13 protein-coding genes, 14 tRNA genes and 1 rRNA gene are annotated in these 16075 nt (G+C 38.6%); all 28 read left to right on the top strand.

All coding sequences use genetic code 11. The features are described 5' to 3' along the window. The first annotated feature begins 85 nt into the window (after positions 1–85). Positions 86–201: ribosomal RNA gene (gene rrf / locus K3T81_RS13245) — 5S ribosomal RNA — on the top strand. Positions 202–210: 9 nt separating this feature from the next. Continuing rightward, a tRNA-Asn gene (locus tag K3T81_RS13240) sits at positions 211–285 on the top strand. Positions 286–287: 2 nt separating this feature from the next. Further along, positions 288–379: transfer RNA gene (locus K3T81_RS13235), tRNA-Ser, on the top strand. Between the two features lie 19 nt (positions 380–398). After that, positions 399–473: transfer RNA gene (locus K3T81_RS13230), tRNA-Glu, on the top strand. Between the two features lie 16 nt (positions 474–489). Continuing rightward, positions 490–565, top strand: a tRNA-Val gene (locus K3T81_RS13225). 19 nt (positions 566–584) lie between these two features. After that, a tRNA-Met gene (locus tag K3T81_RS13220) sits at positions 585–661 on the top strand. A gap of 21 nt (positions 662–682) precedes the next feature. Next, positions 683–759, top strand: a tRNA-Asp gene (locus K3T81_RS13215). A gap of 29 nt (positions 760–788) precedes the next feature. Then, positions 789–864, top strand: a tRNA-Phe gene (locus K3T81_RS13210). Positions 865–889: 25 nt separating this feature from the next. Next, positions 890–974: transfer RNA gene (locus K3T81_RS13205), tRNA-Tyr, on the top strand. A gap of 20 nt (positions 975–994) precedes the next feature. Next, positions 995–1068, top strand: a tRNA-Trp gene (locus K3T81_RS13200). A 12-nt stretch (positions 1069–1080) separates the two neighbouring features. Beyond that, positions 1081–1156: transfer RNA gene (locus K3T81_RS13195), tRNA-His, on the top strand. An 11-nt stretch (positions 1157–1167) separates the two neighbouring features. Next, a tRNA-Gln gene (locus K3T81_RS13190) sits at positions 1168–1242 on the top strand. Between the two features lie 4 nt (positions 1243–1246). Then, positions 1247–1321: transfer RNA gene (locus K3T81_RS13185), tRNA-Gly, on the top strand. Between the two features lie 10 nt (positions 1322–1331). After that, positions 1332–1405, top strand: a tRNA-Cys gene (locus K3T81_RS13180). A gap of 11 nt (positions 1406–1416) precedes the next feature. Beyond that, positions 1417–1500: transfer RNA gene (locus K3T81_RS13175), tRNA-Leu, on the top strand. Between the two features lie 145 nt (positions 1501–1645). Continuing rightward, a complete protein-coding gene (locus tag K3T81_RS13170; protein WP_238020501.1) occupies positions 1646–2230 on the top strand; it encodes a DUF6241 domain-containing protein in 585 nt (194 codons plus the stop codon). A 607-nt stretch (positions 2231–2837) separates the two neighbouring features. After that, positions 2838–3554: a ferredoxin reductase domain-containing protein gene (locus tag K3T81_RS13165; protein ID WP_238020500.1), complete on the top strand. Its 717-nt coding sequence runs from the start codon at positions 2838–2840 to the stop codon at positions 3552–3554. 735 nt (positions 3555–4289) lie between these two features. Continuing rightward, a complete protein-coding gene (locus K3T81_RS13160; protein WP_238020499.1) occupies positions 4290–5522 on the top strand; it encodes an ROK family transcriptional regulator in 1233 nt (410 codons plus the stop codon). 33 nt (positions 5523–5555) lie between these two features. Next, a complete protein-coding gene (locus tag K3T81_RS13155) occupies positions 5556–6395 on the top strand; it encodes a sugar phosphate isomerase/epimerase family protein (protein WP_238020498.1) in 840 nt (279 codons plus the stop codon). 16 nt (positions 6396–6411) lie between these two features. Next, positions 6412–7395: a Gfo/Idh/MocA family protein gene (locus K3T81_RS13150; RefSeq protein WP_238020497.1), complete on the top strand. Its 984-nt coding sequence runs from the start codon at positions 6412–6414 to the stop codon at positions 7393–7395. 41 nt (positions 7396–7436) lie between these two features. Further along, positions 7437–8441 carry a Gfo/Idh/MocA family protein gene (locus tag K3T81_RS13145; protein ID WP_238020496.1) on the top strand — a complete coding sequence of 335 codons (1005 nt, stop codon included), beginning with the start codon at positions 7437–7439 and terminating at the stop codon, positions 8439–8441. After that, a complete protein-coding gene (locus K3T81_RS13140; protein ID WP_238020495.1) occupies positions 8438–9427 on the top strand; it encodes a Gfo/Idh/MocA family protein in 990 nt (329 codons plus the stop codon). Before K3T81_RS13145 ends, K3T81_RS13140 begins: the two co-directional genes overlap by 4 nt. Before the next feature lie 47 nt (positions 9428–9474). Further along, on the top strand, positions 9475–10413 hold the full coding sequence (locus K3T81_RS13135) for a carbohydrate ABC transporter permease (RefSeq protein WP_238020494.1): 939 nt from the start codon (positions 9475–9477) through the stop codon (positions 10411–10413). An 80-nt stretch (positions 10414–10493) separates the two neighbouring features. Then, positions 10494–11327, top strand: a complete 834-nt coding sequence (locus K3T81_RS13130) for a carbohydrate ABC transporter permease (protein WP_238020506.1) — start codon at positions 10494–10496, stop codon at positions 11325–11327. 108 nt (positions 11328–11435) lie between these two features. Beyond that, positions 11436–12812 carry an extracellular solute-binding protein gene (locus K3T81_RS13125; protein WP_238020493.1) on the top strand — a complete coding sequence of 459 codons (1377 nt, stop codon included), beginning with the start codon at positions 11436–11438 and terminating at the stop codon, positions 12810–12812. Positions 12813–12882: 70 nt separating this feature from the next. After that, the gene (locus K3T81_RS13120) at positions 12883–13740 is read left to right on the top strand and encodes a sugar phosphate isomerase/epimerase family protein (RefSeq protein WP_238020492.1); all 858 of its coding nucleotides are present in this window, start codon (positions 12883–12885) and stop codon (positions 13738–13740) included. Between the two features lie 17 nt (positions 13741–13757). After that, a complete protein-coding gene (locus tag K3T81_RS13115; RefSeq protein ID WP_238020491.1) occupies positions 13758–14828 on the top strand; it encodes a Gfo/Idh/MocA family protein in 1071 nt (356 codons plus the stop codon). 77 nt (positions 14829–14905) lie between these two features. Then, a complete protein-coding gene (locus K3T81_RS13110; RefSeq protein WP_238020490.1) occupies positions 14906–16066 on the top strand; it encodes an MFS transporter in 1161 nt (386 codons plus the stop codon). Positions 16067–16075: the final 9 nt, after the last annotated feature.

Here is a 16075-nt window from a genome sequence, read left to right as displayed (position 1 = left end):
CTACATAAATTTGATTTTATACTTGATTTTTTCTCAAAAACAATTATAATAATGGTTGTCACTATTTTAAAGACATGTTTTATGGTCTGGTAGCAATAGCGGAGAGGTCACACCTGTTCTCATGCCGAACACAGAAGTTAAGTTCTCCAGCGCCGATGGTAGTTGGGGCTTTGCCCCTGCAAGAGTAGGACGCCGCCAGGCATATTCCATTCCACAGTAGCTCAGTGGTAGAGCTATCGGCTGTTAACCGATCGGTCGTAGGTTCGAATCCTACCTGTGGAGCCATTGGAGAGCTGTCCGAGTGGCCGAAGGAGCACGATTGGAAATCGTGTAGGCCGTTACCGCGGCCTCGAGGGTTCGAATCCCTCGCTCTCCGCCACTATTATAATAAATTATCTGGCCCGTTGGTCAAGCGGTTAAGACACCGCCCTTTCACGGCGGTAACACGGGTTCGAATCCCGTACGGGTCACCAACTTTTAACTTATGCTGGAGGATTAGCTCAGCTGGGAGAGCACCTGCCTTACAAGCAGGGGGTCGCAGGTTCGAGCCCTGCATCCTCCACCATAAACAATTTCAATCATATCGCGGGATGGAGCAGTCTGGTAGCTCGTTGGGCTCATAACCCAAAGGTCGCAGGTTCAAATCCTGCTCCCGCAACCAAATTTTACTTAATTAAATAGTGGTCCGGTAGTTCAGTTGGTTAGAATGCCTGCCTGTCACGCAGGAGGTCGCGGGTTCGAGTCCCGTCCGGACCGCCACTTTATCTAGTAAGTCTTAAAAACTAAATGGCTCGGTAGCTCAGTCGGTAGAGCAAGGGACTGAAAATCCCTGTGTCGGCGGTTCGATTCCGTCCCGAGCCACCATTTTTTTATTTAAACATTTATATATGGAGGGGTAGCGAAGTGGCTAAACGCGGCGGACTGTAAATCCGCTCCCTCAGGGTTCGGCAGTTCGAATCTGCCCCCCTCCACCATTTAATTCAATAAGTTTAGTAGGGGTATAGTTTAATGGTAAAACGAAGGTCTCCAAAACCTTTGATGTGGGTTCGATTCCTACTACCCCTGCCATTTCTATGTATGGCGGTCGTGGCGAAGTGGTTAACGCACCGGATTGTGGCTCCGGCACTCGTGGGTTCGATCCCCATCGATCGCCCCATTTTAATTTAATGGGCTATAGCCAAGCGGTAAGGCATCGGGTTTTGATCCCGTGTATCCCAGGTTCGAATCCTGGTAGCCCAGCCAATATGCGGAAGTAGTTCAGTGGTAGAACATCACCTTGCCAAGGTGGGGGTCGCGGGTTCGAATCCCGTCTTCCGCTCCATTACTTTTATGGCGGTATAGCCAAGTGGTAAGGCAGAGGTCTGCAAAACCTTTATCACCGGTTCAAATCCGGTTACCGCCTCCATTTATACACATGCCGGTGTGGCGGAATTGGCAGACGCGCGGGACTCAAAATCCCGTTCCTTCACGGGAGTGTCGGTTCGACCCCGACCACCGGTACTATATTAGACTTTCAACATTTATGTTGAAAGTCTTTTTTATTGTCTTTTTATAGGGTAAATACGAAAAAATATATAAATGATTGTTTTAAATGATTTTTTCAGCATGATATAATGGAAGTAAATGGATTTGAGAGGAAAATACAATGAACAAAGCCCTCATAAAGAAAATCATCTTATCAATGATAGGTATATTAATATTTTGTATAGGTTCATATACTTTTGTGAAATTTAATTATATTGAGGGATCAAATCAAGTGCTTTCGGGACCGGAAAAAGCCGGGAGGGAAAGGTTTGAGTATCTATCAAATTTAGACGATGTTAATAAAGAAATAATTCAGATGACTTCTCAAAAAGTAGATTCCCAACAGCTAAAGAGTCTATTAGGAGGAAACGACAAAGACTTTACGCCGGCTTACCTTAGCAGTTTGGGATTCGACTTAGCTCCGTATTACAGAACTTTAACTGTTGAAAATATAGAGTACGTGGAAGAATACGTTAAGAAATTAGTACTAGATAGAGATAAAGAAAATTATTATCTAAGTTTCCTAGAGGAATGGAAAGTAGGAGACTACAGTAGAGTAGTGGTAGTACATAAGAAGCTTTTTCAAGAATACACCTTTTTCACTAACGGAAGGGAATTTAAAGAAATAGACGATTATCGTTTGGCCACAGCAGAGGAAGAGAATGCCTTCTTAGACTATTATAGTCTTAACAATAAAGAAGGATGATGATAAAGGAGGACTATAGATTATAGTTCTCCTTTTTTCTATTTGTATTAAGAATCAAGACCATAATGTCTAAGTTATATTTTTTTTCCTCTTCTTCCGTTGCTAAACAAAAACCATATACATCAAGATACTTACTTGCTAGTTCGTCTTCTGGTGTTGAGTATTCAAGTAATAGATTTTTATGAACCTCGATCAAATTACTAAAATCTTTATTCTGACACTCTATTAAGAACCCCTGATAATATTCACTAATTTCTTTATCTAAATCTAATTCTAAGCATCTAACATTAGATACTCTAAGTTATTTGAAGTTAATGCTGCGTAATCTGTAATTGGTTCAGGGGATAAGGGAAAGTGAAAGGAAGTGAAGGAGTATCTGCGGCCATTAATTCTTTCATCTTATAGAACTCGAACCTTTGTGAAGTCATCTGGATGATCTCTCTGTTAACATCCTCCATTGTTTCTAACTTGGTAAAGTGTCTCATGAAAAATGAAGATTAATGCATGTAAATTATCAGAAAAAAATAATCCGTTTAATTGAGAATTGTTATCAATTATTGTATAGTAGAAAGTAAGGGTTTATCTAATTGAGTGAGGAGAATATATAATGCAAATATACTGGACTAAAATAAATAAGATTATTGAAGAAACACCGGAGGTTAAAACGTATCTGCTTGACTGTCCGGAAAACTTTACATGGGAAGAAGGCTCTCACACCCACTTTGCTTTTGAAGGATTTAATGCCGGGGATAAACCGAACCGTAGCCTGATTCGCCATATGTCAATTTCTACTTTACCAAACGAAAAATCCATTGGTATTACCACACGCATAAGAGAGCAATGCTCCGAGTTTAAAACAATTTTAAGAAATCTTGAAGTCGGCAATGAGGTTGCCATATTTAAAACACATTCGAATGTACCACTTAAGAGAGAAAACAAAAATGTTTACTTGCTGTCATCAGGCGTTGGCCTGGCAACTTTCAGACCGCTTGTGCTTGAGTATGTAGAACGTGCTGACAACGTCAACCAAATACATTCCTTGAACATTGATTCATCAAAAGATTTCTTATTCACTAACGTTTTTAAATCCGCACCTGAGAAGAAGTTCACATCACAGTTTGTCGATAATCGTCAAGACTACTATTTGGAAGTTGAAAAACTTGCTGCCGATAAGGATGGACTCTTCTACGTTGTCGGTAGTGATGAGTTTCTTATGGATAACATTAAAGTACTACATGAGCAGGGGATTAAGCCGGAACATATTATGCTCGACAAGCATGAACAACAACTGCCTGGCTTTTTATCATTTGATGTCTCACTTTAAGCAATACGATATATACTTGGTAGGTATTAAATAGAGGTTAAAATAAGAGCGCTCTACCTTGATTAAGGGGGCGCTTTTAATCTTCCCTACAGATGAAGAGAAAGTAAGGGGAAAGTATAAAACGGGTCGTCATGATATACATGTTAAAATGGAATAGCCATCTATAGCTTATTTACAATAAGAACTTTCAGGTGGAATTGATGTCATTGGTGATTACCCAGGTAAAAGATATATAAATAAAAAATAATTGATAAAATTTTCTTACTTTTCATATTGACAGCGCTTACATAATAATTTATGCTTAACTAACATTAAGAAAGTCTTAATTAGATGATAAACTAACCAACTGCAAAACAAGCCACATGCCTACTAACTCCCACCTATGAATTAATATTTCATCCTACCTAATTGATTTAATTAAACACCAAACATCATAGCCAATTACGAACGAAACAGTATTCGAAATCACATTATGATACGTTCTAATAACTGTTAATTGTAGTTTAGAGAATGTTCAAAAGGAAGTAGTGCGCCTCTATTTTTTTGAAAATTGTAACGATTTATTAGTAAAGGCAATGGAAAAAGAAAGAACATCACATTAAGGATTCAACCTGTTTTTAATTCACTGATACGACATCTACTATATAATTCCAGTAATTACCCATTTTCTTACAAACTTAATAAAATCATTGGAAAAACAAAGCTGAATTTAATACATGAATGGAAGGTGATAGCTTGCGGAGAACAGGAGATCTTAAGTTAATACAGGAATTAAACCGTTCTATTATCTTGGACATGATTCGAAAAGATGGACCTTTATCTAGGAGTGAGATCGCTAAAAGAAGTAATTTAAGTCCAACCACAGTTACTACGGCAGTAAATGATTTAATTCAGGATAGATTAGTGAGCGAGAGAGGAACGGGGGTGTCTAATGGGGGAAGGAAACCAATTTTACTTCAATTCTCTCCGGATAATCATTACATAATTGGAATCTCCATCTCAAACTCTAAGATAACGATTGCAGAGATGAATCTAGAAGCAAGGATTCGTTGCAAGGAGGTTTATTCAACTAGGGGACATACTGGTGAACAGGTAATCTCTTATTTACTGGAGTTAATCGAATACTTTATAAACATAATCAATAAGCCTTTAGATTTATGTGTTGGGGTTTCCGTTATTACCCAAGGGATCGTGGACTCGAAAAATGGTGTGATTCGATATAACCCGAAGTTAAAATTTGAAAATATTCCTCTAAAGGAACTGATCGAGCAAAAATTTAATATAAAGACTTGGCTTGATAATGATACAAACGCCTATATTTTAGCAGAAAAGCATTTTGGGTTGTTCAATCATTATGAAAATATGATTTATATCACAATAGGGGAGGGGTTAGGTGCTGGAATTATTGTAAATGGCACAATTAACAGAGGTCATAATGGCGGTGCAGGAGAGTTTGGTCATACCAATATAAGCAATGAGGGAATAAAGTGTGATTGCGGCAATATAGGGTGCATCGAAAATTATGTGTGTTGGCCAGCTGTTTACTCTAGAATATTGTCCTCTATCGCTAGGGGGAAGCAAACCATCATGACCGAGCTAGTTCATGGAGATATTAGCCAACTTACTGAACTAAATTTTGTTGATGCATTAAATAAAGGAGATGAACTAGCTATTAATGTGTTGGAAGAAATGTCTACCTATTTAGCTATAGGTCTAGTCAATCTAGTTCATTTGTTCAATCCACAAATTATTATCTTTGGTGGTGAGATTACTACAAATAACCCACTCCTATTACAAAAGGTCAATCAGTTTGTTAAAGAGCGTGCCCTTACTATTTTATATGAAGATCTCCAAATTCAACCGTCGTCTTTAGGAAAAGAATTCGAAATGATTGGGGCAGCCTCTGTTCTTTTACAAGATAAATTTCAATTTAAGTTAACGCACACAGAGGAGGTCGTTAAAGGTTAGGATTTTGTAAATTATAAATTAGGAGGTTATTGAATGTTAAAAGGTATTAACCAGTGGTGCTATCCAGAAGGGACACCACTCGAAAAAGTATTTGAGTTTAGCCGTGATGCAGGGTTTGATGCTGTGGAATTGAATCTTAATTCTGCTGGAGGTGTTGGACTGACGGTAGACACAACAGCTAGTGAAGCAGAAACAATTCTCCAACTAGCTTCAGCTTATAATTTGCAATTACGAAGTATTTCTACAAGTTTACTATGGCAAACGCCACTCTCTTCAGCAAGTGAAGGTGTACGCGAACAGGGTAGGCAAGTCATTGAGAAACAAATTGAATTAGCTGCTGTTATGGGAATGGACACGGTATTAGTCGTGCCAGGTGCGGTTACGAATGATACTTCATATGAGAATTGCTATAACCGTAGTCAGGAAGAACTAAAAAAGGTTATCCCACTTGCAGAGGAAAAAGGTGTGCATATTGGTATTGAAAATGTATGGAACAAATTTCTCCTATCTCCATTAGAGATGGCTAAGTATATTGATGAGTTAAATTCAGATTATGTTGGTGTTTACTTTGATGTAGGAAACGTCTTACAGTTTGGATTCCCTGAGCAGTGGATACGAACATTAGCTAATCGAATTCGAAAAATCCATGTGAAAGATTTTAGTACAGACGTTGGTAATATAAAAGGTTTCTTACCTTTATTAGCGGGAGATGTTAATTGGCAGGAGGTTTATAAGGCATTAGAGGAAATTGGCTATGATGATACATTGACTGCCGAACTTAGCGCTTTTGCAATCGGCCCAAGAACACTAGCTGAAGATACGGCAAGGCATATGGATATCATAATGAATACAGGTAGTAAAGTTAAGCAATAAAAAAGGAGTTGAGTAGATGGAGAAGGTTAAGGTTGGATTTGTCGGAGTGGGTGGGATTGCAGCTATACACTTAAAGAATATAAATCAAATGGAAAAAGCGGAGATTGTTGCGGTCTGTGACATTGTGCAAGAGAATGCGATTCGGGTGGGAAACGAATACGAGGCGAATTCATATACGGATATAGATGACATGTTAGACACGGTAGATATGGATGCTCTTTTCATTTGTGTACCTCCTTTTGCCCATGCTGATATCGAAGAAAAAGCCGTTCAGCGAGGAATTCATCTAATGGTAGAAAAACCAATTGGGTTGGATATGGATACCGTCAGAGAAAAATATGAAGTTATTAATGAATCTAATGTAATCTGTGCAACTGGTTATTGTCTAAGGTATCTTGATACGGTTGCAAAAGCGAAAGAATATCTAGCGAATAAAAAGATTGCTATGGTCCGTGGTCACTATCTGAGTTCCTTTGTACAAACGCCGTGGTATCGAGAAATGGAGAAATCAGGAGGACAATTAGTAGAGCAAGCAACCCACACCTTGGATTTAATCCGCTACTTAGCTGGAGATATTGAAAAAGTGTATGCAAACATGAGTCTTCAAGTATTAGAAGATATTCCGAACATCGACATTCCTGATGTGACTTCCGTTAACCTAACCTTTAAATCAGGGGCGGTGGGGCATCTTGATTGCTCCTTTACACAGCCAGATCACCGAATGGGTCTAGAAATACTAGGTAAAGACTTCCGTGTTGTACTTGATGGTGTAAATGTAACGATTGTTGATAAAGAAGCAACTGTTACCTATAAATCTAAGGTCGATTTCTATGAAGAGCAGGATAAAGCATTTATAGAAGCGATACGTACTAAGAACCCTGATCTACTACTGTCTTCCTATAAAAATGGACTGGAAACGCTCGCTGTTACGCTTGCAGCTAATCAATCTCAGGAAAAGGCTCAACCAATCGAAATGAATACAGAGATAGCTTTACCCTGATGGATTAATTTAAAAATAATTATCTGAATTGAGGTGACACAATGTTAAGAATAGCAGTTATAGGGTTAGGGAAAATGGGCCAAAGGCATTTAGAAGCATGGTCGTGCCTTGATAAGTGTGAAGTTGTTGGGCTAGTAGGTCGTGATACTAACAAGCTTCATACCTTGGGATCTGATTTTAACGCAAAGGTTTTTACAAGCTTAAAAGACTTATTTAATCAGGTAGAAGTGGATGTAGTAGATATATGCCTACCAACTTATCTTCACTATCCCTATGTCAAGCAGGTAGCAGAGGCAGGTAAACACGTTATCTGTGAAAAGCCTTTAGGAATGAATGGAGAAGAGTCGAGAGCTATCTTGGATATTTGTGAACAGCAAAACGTTCAATTATATGTAGGGCAAACGTTGCGCTTTGATGCCGAATATGTACATGCGCATAATCAGGTGAAGCATGGGGTGATAGGGAATCCTGGTGTGGTCCGCCTATCTAGAGGTACCGCATATCCATATGGAAAGGATTCCTGGTATGAAGATGATAGTAAGAGTGGTGGAATCCTGCTAGATTTAGGAATCCATGATTTTGACTGGTTAATCTGGACGTTTGGCGATGTAGAGCGAGTTATGGCTCAGCATGTGAAACGAGAGCTTGAGGATGGAAGAAAGCTTTCTTATGCGCTGGTAACGTTAAAAATGAAACACGGAACCATTGCTCATGTGGAGCTATCATGGGCAAAAACAAGATTGGAAACCTCCTTTGAGATCGCTGGGGAAAATGGGTTAATCGTAAGTAATAGTATGGAAAATCAACCGATAAGGTTTACAAATTGGGAGACATCAACAAAGCCTACGTATTTATCCAACAATATAGTGGAGGATTCTCCTATTCTAAGGCAATTGGAACACTTTAAAGGATGTATTTTAGAGGGGAACATACCTATTGTAACTGCTGAAGAAGCAATACAGGCAGTTGAAGTTGCAGAGGCTGCTATTCAATCAGCAGCTACAGGACAACCGGTTAACCTCGTGGAAAGGAAGGTGACACGATGAAAATAGGCATAATAAGCTTTGCTCATATGCATGCACAAGCCTATGCACACTACCTATCTGAACATCCAGACGTGGAGTTAACGGCCATTTGGGACGAGGATGTTTCCAGAGGCTCCGACATGGCAGAAAAGTATACATGTCAGTATTACTCTGACCTCCACGTCTTTCTTCAAACAGACATAGAAGCAGTAGTTATTTGTTCCGAAAATGTTAAACACAAGGAGCATATTTTTGCAGCGGCGCATGAGAAGAAACATATTTTATGTGAAAAACCAATTGCAACGGAGATAGAAGATGCTAAAGAGATAATTGCTGTGTGCAAAGAAAAAGGTGTTCGCTTACAGGTTGCCTATCCGGTTCGCTTTTCACCTGTTATTCAAAAAGTAAAACATATGATTCAATCAAATGAATTAGGAGAAGTCTTGGCCATAAACGGAACAAATCATGGTCAAATGCCAGGAGGATGGTTTATTGATAAGGAGCTATCAGGTGGCGGGGCGGCGATAGATCATATCGTACATCTTATGGATATTATTCGCTGGATGTTAAAAGATGAAGTAAGCACTATCTACGCGGAGTTAGATACTAGGTTTCATGAGGTAGATGTTGAGGATTGCGGAATTGTTACCTTAAAACTAGAATCTGGTGTTATTGTTTCAATCGATCCGAGTTGGTCACGACCAAATACCTTTCCTACTTGGGGAGATGTAACACTTGAAATAATAGGGGCAAAAGGGAATTTATCAATAGATGTATTTAAACAGCATGCTCTATTGTATGATGACACGAACAAAAAGGTCCAGCAATTACCATGGTCCTCAGATATGGATCAAGGCCTCATCCATGACTTTATTTCGTGTTTAAAAGAAGGGTCTTCACCTTCTATAACAGGTGAAGATGGTTTGAGAACGCTGGAGGTTGTACAGGCTGCTTATCAATCTGCTGACACCAACCAAGTTGTGACGCTAAATAGAGTAAGTTTATGAGGGGATAATTACTAGTTTTTGAAAATCATAGTAATAGGAGTGAGATCATGCCGTTAAAAACTGAAGTTCCTATTAGACAGAAAAAAGCGCGTCCGAAAAAGAAGTTTTTTAATTCACGAGATTTGGCAGGATACTTGTTTACAGCTCCTCTCTTAATTGGAATTATGGGGTTCGCCATCTATCCAATGGTTGCTGCATTAATTATGAGTTTTAAAAAGTCAGCAAGCTCTTCTGCGGGGGAATGGGTTGGGTTAAGCAATTATCAATATGTAGCATCAGATAAGATGTTTTGGGAATCAATTTATAACACTTTTTATATGGGAATAATAGCGGTGGTCTTAGGCATATCCCTATCTTTTATCCTAGCGAGTTTAATTCATAATGTTACCGGATTAAGGTGGAGGAATTTTTTTAAAGCGGTCTATTTTCTACCAAATGTTGTTTCATTAGTAGCTACGAGTATTTTATTTACTTTTCTATTTAACCCAGGAAGCGAAGGACTATTAAACTACGTGATTGGTTTAGTTGGTATTGAGCCGGTTGGCTGGTTTACAGATCCAAGCTACTCTAGATTTAGTATCGTTTTAATGACTTTATGGGGGATGTTAGGCTATAACACAATCATTTTTATTGCAGCGCTTACAAGTGTGCCAAGGGATTTATATGAAGCTGCTGAGATTGATGGAGCAAATTGGTTTAAAAAATGGCTTTACATTACAATTCCTTATCTTCGTCCCATTATCATTTTCATGGTCATTATAGGTACAATTAATGCGATGAAACGTTTTACGGATGTATGGTTGATTGGTGGTACAGCAGGGAATCCAGCAGGGTCGCTGATGACAGCTGTCTTATACATTTATAGAAATGCATTTCTATCTTCTCAGATGGGTATAGCAACCGCTGCTTCGTATATTTTGTTCATGTTTATTTTAACGTTAACCATTATTTTGCTCGTTACGAATAGAAAGAGCAATTTTGATTAAGAGGGAGGAATACGATGAAGCCGACACCACTAAATCCTGTTCTGAGTCAAGGTAAAGAAAAAAATGCAAAAACGAGATCGATGAAAAAGACTAATAGGATGGGAAATATCCTTTTAATAATCGTTCTTCTTCTAGGGTCTCTTATTATGATTGTTCCATTTCTATGGATGGTTTTAACGAGTTTTGACTGGCAAGCAAGATTAAACATTCCGTTTCCACCGAGGTTTTGGCCGGAAGAGTTCTCGCTTAGAACCTATACATTGGCATTTACGAACATTCCGATGCTCAAATATATAGTTAACTCATTAATTATTTCTTTAGGGGTCATTATTATAAGTTTAACTTCCGCGCTATTCTCAGGCTATGCCATCTCAAAATTAAAATTTAAGGGTTCTTCTATTGTTTTGGTACTTGCACTTAGTACCATGATGATTCCGTTTGAAATGACCATGATTCCTCAATATCTACTTTTTGACAAAATAAACCTATTAGATACGTATTGGGCTTTTTACTTACCTGCACTTAACTTCGCCTTTGGAACCTTTCTAGCAAAATCGTTTATTGATCAACTACCAAATACGTTAAGGGAAGCAGGAATTATCGATGGGGCAAATGAATTTCTTGTATTTTTAAAAATTTACTTACCACTTTGTATTCCGATTCTGGCTACAATGGTTATCTTACAGTTTTTAGCCGTTTGGAATGATTTACTATGGCCGCTATTGGCATTACAAACCCCGGATAAATATACAATACAGCTTGGATTAGCCATGTTTTCGTATAACAAAGATCTACCGCTACCCTCCGTTATCATGGCAGCAACAACGGTGAGTTTACTACCAGTTATTGTTACCTACTTATTCTTACAACGCTATATAGTGGAAAGTATCGCGTTGTCAGGAATGAAACAGTGATCCCAACCTTTCAGAATTAAAGGGGGTGAAAAGAAGGTCTAGTCGTTATAGATAACGGGGATTTTAGTAGAAATGCAGGACGAAAATTAAATAAGGGGAGTGAATTTAATGAGAAAGAAGCTTGTTCTGTTTTTGGTGATTTTGTCTATGTTTGCACTAATGGCATGTTCTGCTGAGTCAGGTAGTACCGATGATGAAAAAAGTGATATTGAAGTTGTTTCCGAAATGGAAGGAGATGTTAGGGTTGCTTTAGCCGGTTTTCAACTAGAGGATGGAATTGACCCAATAACAGGTGTAGAAAATAAAGGGCTAGAAACCTTTATAAAAGAAGAATTTCAACCAAGATATCCTAATATAAAAGTAAGCCTAACGCAAGTACCGTGGGAGAATGCTCAAGCTAAACAAACAGCAATGCTGCAGTCAGGCGATGCTGATGTGCTATATACAGGAGGAGCCTTTGCAACGCAATGGTATCAACAAGGATTGTTAAAGGAATTAGATGAATTAATTGAAGGAGATGCTGACTTTGACTCTAGTATTTATCTAGAAGGAGTCTGGGAAAACTCCTATAGTACTAAATCTCCTGATAAATCAGCTCACTTTGGTATACCGGCTATTTTGGGTCGTCGTGTAACGGTCTATGATAAAGAACTATTTGACCAATGGGGGGTAGAATACCTTTCTGAAAATCCAACCCCAGAAGAAATACTAGAAAAAGCAAAGCAAATGACAGGGAAAAATCCTGAGACCGGTGAACAGAATTATGGAGTATGGTGGGATGGAAAATCTCTAAACCTTTCTACTTTCGTAGCATTAACGCACGCTTTTGGAGTAACTGGTGGAGAAGGTACACTAGATGATCCAAAGAATATTGAATGGAATTTAAATTCACCGGAAATGGTTGAGACATTTGAATGGCTGGTGGAGGCTTCTCAATATCCACCATCAGACTTCTTAAATACGCTAGGAAATGAGAATTTTGGTTTGGAAAGTAATAATATCGCCATTTATTTAGATGGAACGGGCGCAAGTACAATGGGTGAAATTAAATCTACTGGAGATAGCAGTCTGCTTGAGCGATTTGTACCTGTTTTAAACCTAGGTCCAAATGGCGAAGGTTGGGTAGCAACAGATCCATTTGTTATGGCAAAAGATGCACAAGATGTAGAAGCTTCATGGGAGGTATTAAAGTTTTTAACAGGTTATGAAGCACAAAAGCATAACTATGAAAACTTTACCTATACACCAACACTAGCTGATGCAGATTTCGTTACGGATGATGATATTTATATGAAAAAAGCAGCTGAGATTGCTGAAGTTACATCTGCAACTTTAATGGATGAAGCCAATCCATTCTTTGGAAGTGAAATGGCGCCTGCTGTCAATGGATTTATCAGTAAAGCACATAACGGCAATGCTCCTGATATTCAATCGTACTTGGATGATCTCCAAAAACGAGCCGAAAAATGGTCAGCTAATCAATAATTTCATATGGCTTAGGCTAAGGAAGGTCTCGTTCTAAGCCTAAGCCGATATCCTTGAGGAGGAGTAAGCAATGAAACTTGGTATAAGTTCTTATAGTTTGTATTCCGCAATGAAGGCGGGCGAAATGTCGATCTTGGATGTGATGGAATGGGTAGCGGAACAAGGTGGGGAGCATATTGAGATTGTTCCGAATCTTGGTTTCACACTAGAGGATGGCGGATTAGTTTCGGAGATTAGAGAAAAAGCGAGAGAGGTTGGTTTAGATATATCGAATTATGCTATTGGTGCCAATTTCATTACGGAAACCGAAGCGAAATTTCAAGCTGAAATCGAGCGTGTCAAAAACGAAGTTGATATTGCAAATCAACTTGGCGTAAAACTGATGCGTCATGATGTTGCTTGGAGACCAATCAGGGAAACCTCAATCCAACAGTTTGAGTCAGATCTACCAAAGCTTGTTAGAGCCTGTCGTGAAATTGCTGATTATGCAGCACAATATGGGATTACCACTAGTATTGAAAATCACGGGTATTATGTTCAGGCGAGTGATCGGGTGCAATCTTTAATTAATCATGTTGATCGACCGAATTTTAAAACAACGTTAGATGTAGGGAACTTTATGTGTGCAGATGAAGATTCTGTATCTGCGGTAAAGAAAAATATCTCTTATTCCTCGATGGTACATATTAAGGACTTTTACCTTCGATCAACTCATCCAGGAGAAGGATGGTTGGAGACGATTTCAGGTAATTACTTGAGAGGTGCCATTATTGGACATGGTGATATTAATATGAGGGAAGTAATAGGAGTTGTGAAGAACTCAGGCTATGATGGCTATTTATCTGTGGAATTTGAAGGAATGGAAGAATGTAAGCACGCTTGTAAAATAAGCTTGGACAATGTACGTCGTATTTGGAATGAAATTTAAAAAGGAGAGGATAAAGCATGACATTAAAAGTGGGCGTAATTGGAGCTGGGTCGATTTCTGAAAGTCACTTACAATCCTATGCTAGTAGTAAAGAGGCAGAAATTTATGCGATTTGTGATTTAAATGAACAAAGAGCACAGGACAAAGCAAAGAAATATCACGCTTCACAGGTTTATTACGATTATAACGAACTGTTAGCTGATGAAAATATCGAAGCGGTAAGCATTTGTACATGGAATAACACGCATGCAGAGATAGCGATTGCTGCTCTACATGCAGGTAAACACGTGCTTGTTGAAAAGCCATTGTGTAAAACTGTTGAGGAGGCTTTACTCGTAGAACAAGCTGTGAAACAGAGTGGTAAAGTGTTGCAGGTTGGCTTTGTACGTCGTTATGCTACCAATACTGCAATTATAAAAAACTTTATTGACTCGAATGAATTGGGTGAGATCTATTACGCAAAAGCGTCTTGCTTGCGGAGGTTAGGCAATCCAGGTGGATGGTTTGCAGATAAGGAACGCTCTGGTGGAGGACCACTTATTGACTTAGGGGTTCACATTATAGACGTTTGCTGGTACTTAATGGGGCGGCCAAAGGTGAAGTCAGTTAGCGGAAACACGTATTCTAAGTTAGGAAATCGTTCCAACGTCCAGAACCTATCCTTTTATAAGGCGGCTGATTATGACCCGAGCAAGAATACGGTAGAAGATTTAGCAAATGCAGTTATCCGCTTTGAAAATGGCGCATCACTACTAGTCGATGTAAGCTTCACGCTCCATGCAAAGGAAGACAAAGTCGCTGTTAATCTCTACGGAGAAAAAGGGGGAGCAGAGCTAGAACCAGAGCTTAACTTAATAACAGAAAAGCATAATACAATTTTAAATGCCGTACCACAAACTGACAGCGCTACCTTTGATTTCACACAAGCATTTCAAAATGAGATTGACCATTTTATTGCTAGTGTAAAAGGGGATAAACAGACGTTAAGCCCAGTAGAAGACGGTGTCGAGATAATGAAGATTCTGTGCGGAATTTATGAATCTAGTGAAAAGGGAACAGAAATTAGCTTGGAGGAGGTAAAAATATAAATAATGTTAAGTGCAAAAGATCATGAGAAATTCATGGTCTTTTGCACTAGATATTATGGTGGAAGGAAAATAAGTATATGAGTTATGGTATTCTAAAATTATTTTATTTTTGTTTTTCCCTAGGGACAGGTGCCTTTCAGTTTCTAAACTTATTTTATGTTGATCATGGCCTTACTCCTAGCCAAATCGGTGTTTTATTCGCGGTTGGTCCGTTGGTCATGATTATTGCCCAACCATTATGGGGCATGCTAACAGACTATTGGAATTCTACGAAAATCACCTTAATGATTTTAATTTTATGTTCTGCTGCAACAGCTCTATTTTTCCCATTCACTTTCTCGTTTACACATCTACTAATACTTAATATTATTTACTTTTTCTTTCATAGTGCCATCCCTCCAATTGCTGATGTGACAGCGATGTCTTTACTCACAGACAGGAATGACTTTGGCAAAATTAGGTTGTGGGGTTCTATTGGTTATGCGGTTGGGGTCCTTACCATTGGGAAAATGTTAGACTTTTTTGGTTTACAGCTAATGTTTTTCCTGCATAGTAGTTTAATTGTATTTGCGTTACTACTTGCTTTAAAATTACCGGCTAATAAGAGTGGAAAAAAACATTTCAAATTTAAAGAAGCAATGGGATTATTTAAAAACCGTCCGTTTATCATGCTACTATTATTTAGTTTCTTCTTACATCTTACTGTACACGCCAACAATTCTTTCTATTCTATATACTTACAAAACTTAGGAGCAACCATAACGATTATTGGCTTTGCCTTATTAATAAAATCCATCTTAGAAGTACCCTTTTTTGCAGTGTCAAAGAGATTAATGATCCGTTATTCCTATCCTATACTCTTATCAGGGGTCGCGCTTATATATGCTTTACGCTGGTTAGTTTTGGGAGTTAGTGACAACCTTCAAGTGTTAATCTGGTCTCAAATACTATTAAGCTTTTCTTATAGTGTTCAATACTTTGTTGCGGTAGCCTATGTAGATGTCATAACCCCAAAAAAATATCGGGCAACTGGGCAGACCATTTACTGGGCAATTGCACTCGGCTTAGGTGGATTAATTGGAAATATCCTAGCAGGTTGGATTGTAGATTATGTCAACATAGCATACATGTATCAGCTAGCAACTGGAGTATCGCTATTATGTATCGCTTTTCTCTGGTTGAAACCTAAGCAAGGAAAAGAACAGCAGATTGGAAAAACGGAAGCCATACAAAAATAATAAAACTGG

Source organism: Oceanobacillus jordanicus (assembly GCF_022095695.1).
Taxonomy (GTDB): Bacteria; Bacillota; Bacilli; order Bacillales; family Amphibacillaceae; genus Oceanobacillus_B; species Oceanobacillus_B jordanicus.
The sequence above is the reverse complement of the archived record's forward strand: the minus strand, read 5'-3'. Positions and strand labels throughout refer to the sequence as shown.

Bases quoted from the DNA above. Each gene is read 5' to 3' on its own strand.
- K3T81_RS13135 (WP_238020494.1), top strand. From the start codon at position 9,475: ATGCCGTTAAAAACTGAAGTTCCTATTAGACAGAAAAAAGCGCGTCCG.
- K3T81_RS13165 (WP_238020500.1), top strand. From the start codon at position 2,838: ATGCAAATATACTGGACTAAAATAAATAAGATTATTGAAGAAACACCG.
- K3T81_RS13145 (WP_238020496.1), top strand. From the start codon at position 7,437: ATGTTAAGAATAGCAGTTATAGGGTTAGGGAAAATGGGCCAAAGGCAT.
- K3T81_RS13120 (WP_238020492.1), top strand. From the start codon at position 12,883: ATGAAACTTGGTATAAGTTCTTATAGTTTGTATTCCGCAATGAAGGCG.
- K3T81_RS13115 (WP_238020491.1), top strand. From the start codon at position 13,758: ATGACATTAAAAGTGGGCGTAATTGGAGCTGGGTCGATTTCTGAAAGT.
- K3T81_RS13110 (WP_238020490.1), top strand. From the start codon at position 14,906: ATGAGTTATGGTATTCTAAAATTATTTTATTTTTGTTTTTCCCTAGGG.
- K3T81_RS13130 (WP_238020506.1), top strand. From the start codon at position 10,494: ATGAAAAAGACTAATAGGATGGGAAATATCCTTTTAATAATCGTTCTT.
- K3T81_RS13155 (WP_238020498.1), top strand. From the start codon at position 5,556: ATGTTAAAAGGTATTAACCAGTGGTGCTATCCAGAAGGGACACCACTC.
- K3T81_RS13125 (WP_238020493.1), top strand. From the start codon at position 11,436: ATGAGAAAGAAGCTTGTTCTGTTTTTGGTGATTTTGTCTATGTTTGCA.
- K3T81_RS13170 (WP_238020501.1), top strand. From the start codon at position 1,646: ATGAACAAAGCCCTCATAAAGAAAATCATCTTATCAATGATAGGTATA.
- K3T81_RS13140 (WP_238020495.1), top strand. From the start codon at position 8,438: ATGAAAATAGGCATAATAAGCTTTGCTCATATGCATGCACAAGCCTAT.
- K3T81_RS13150 (WP_238020497.1), top strand. From the start codon at position 6,412: ATGGAGAAGGTTAAGGTTGGATTTGTCGGAGTGGGTGGGATTGCAGCT.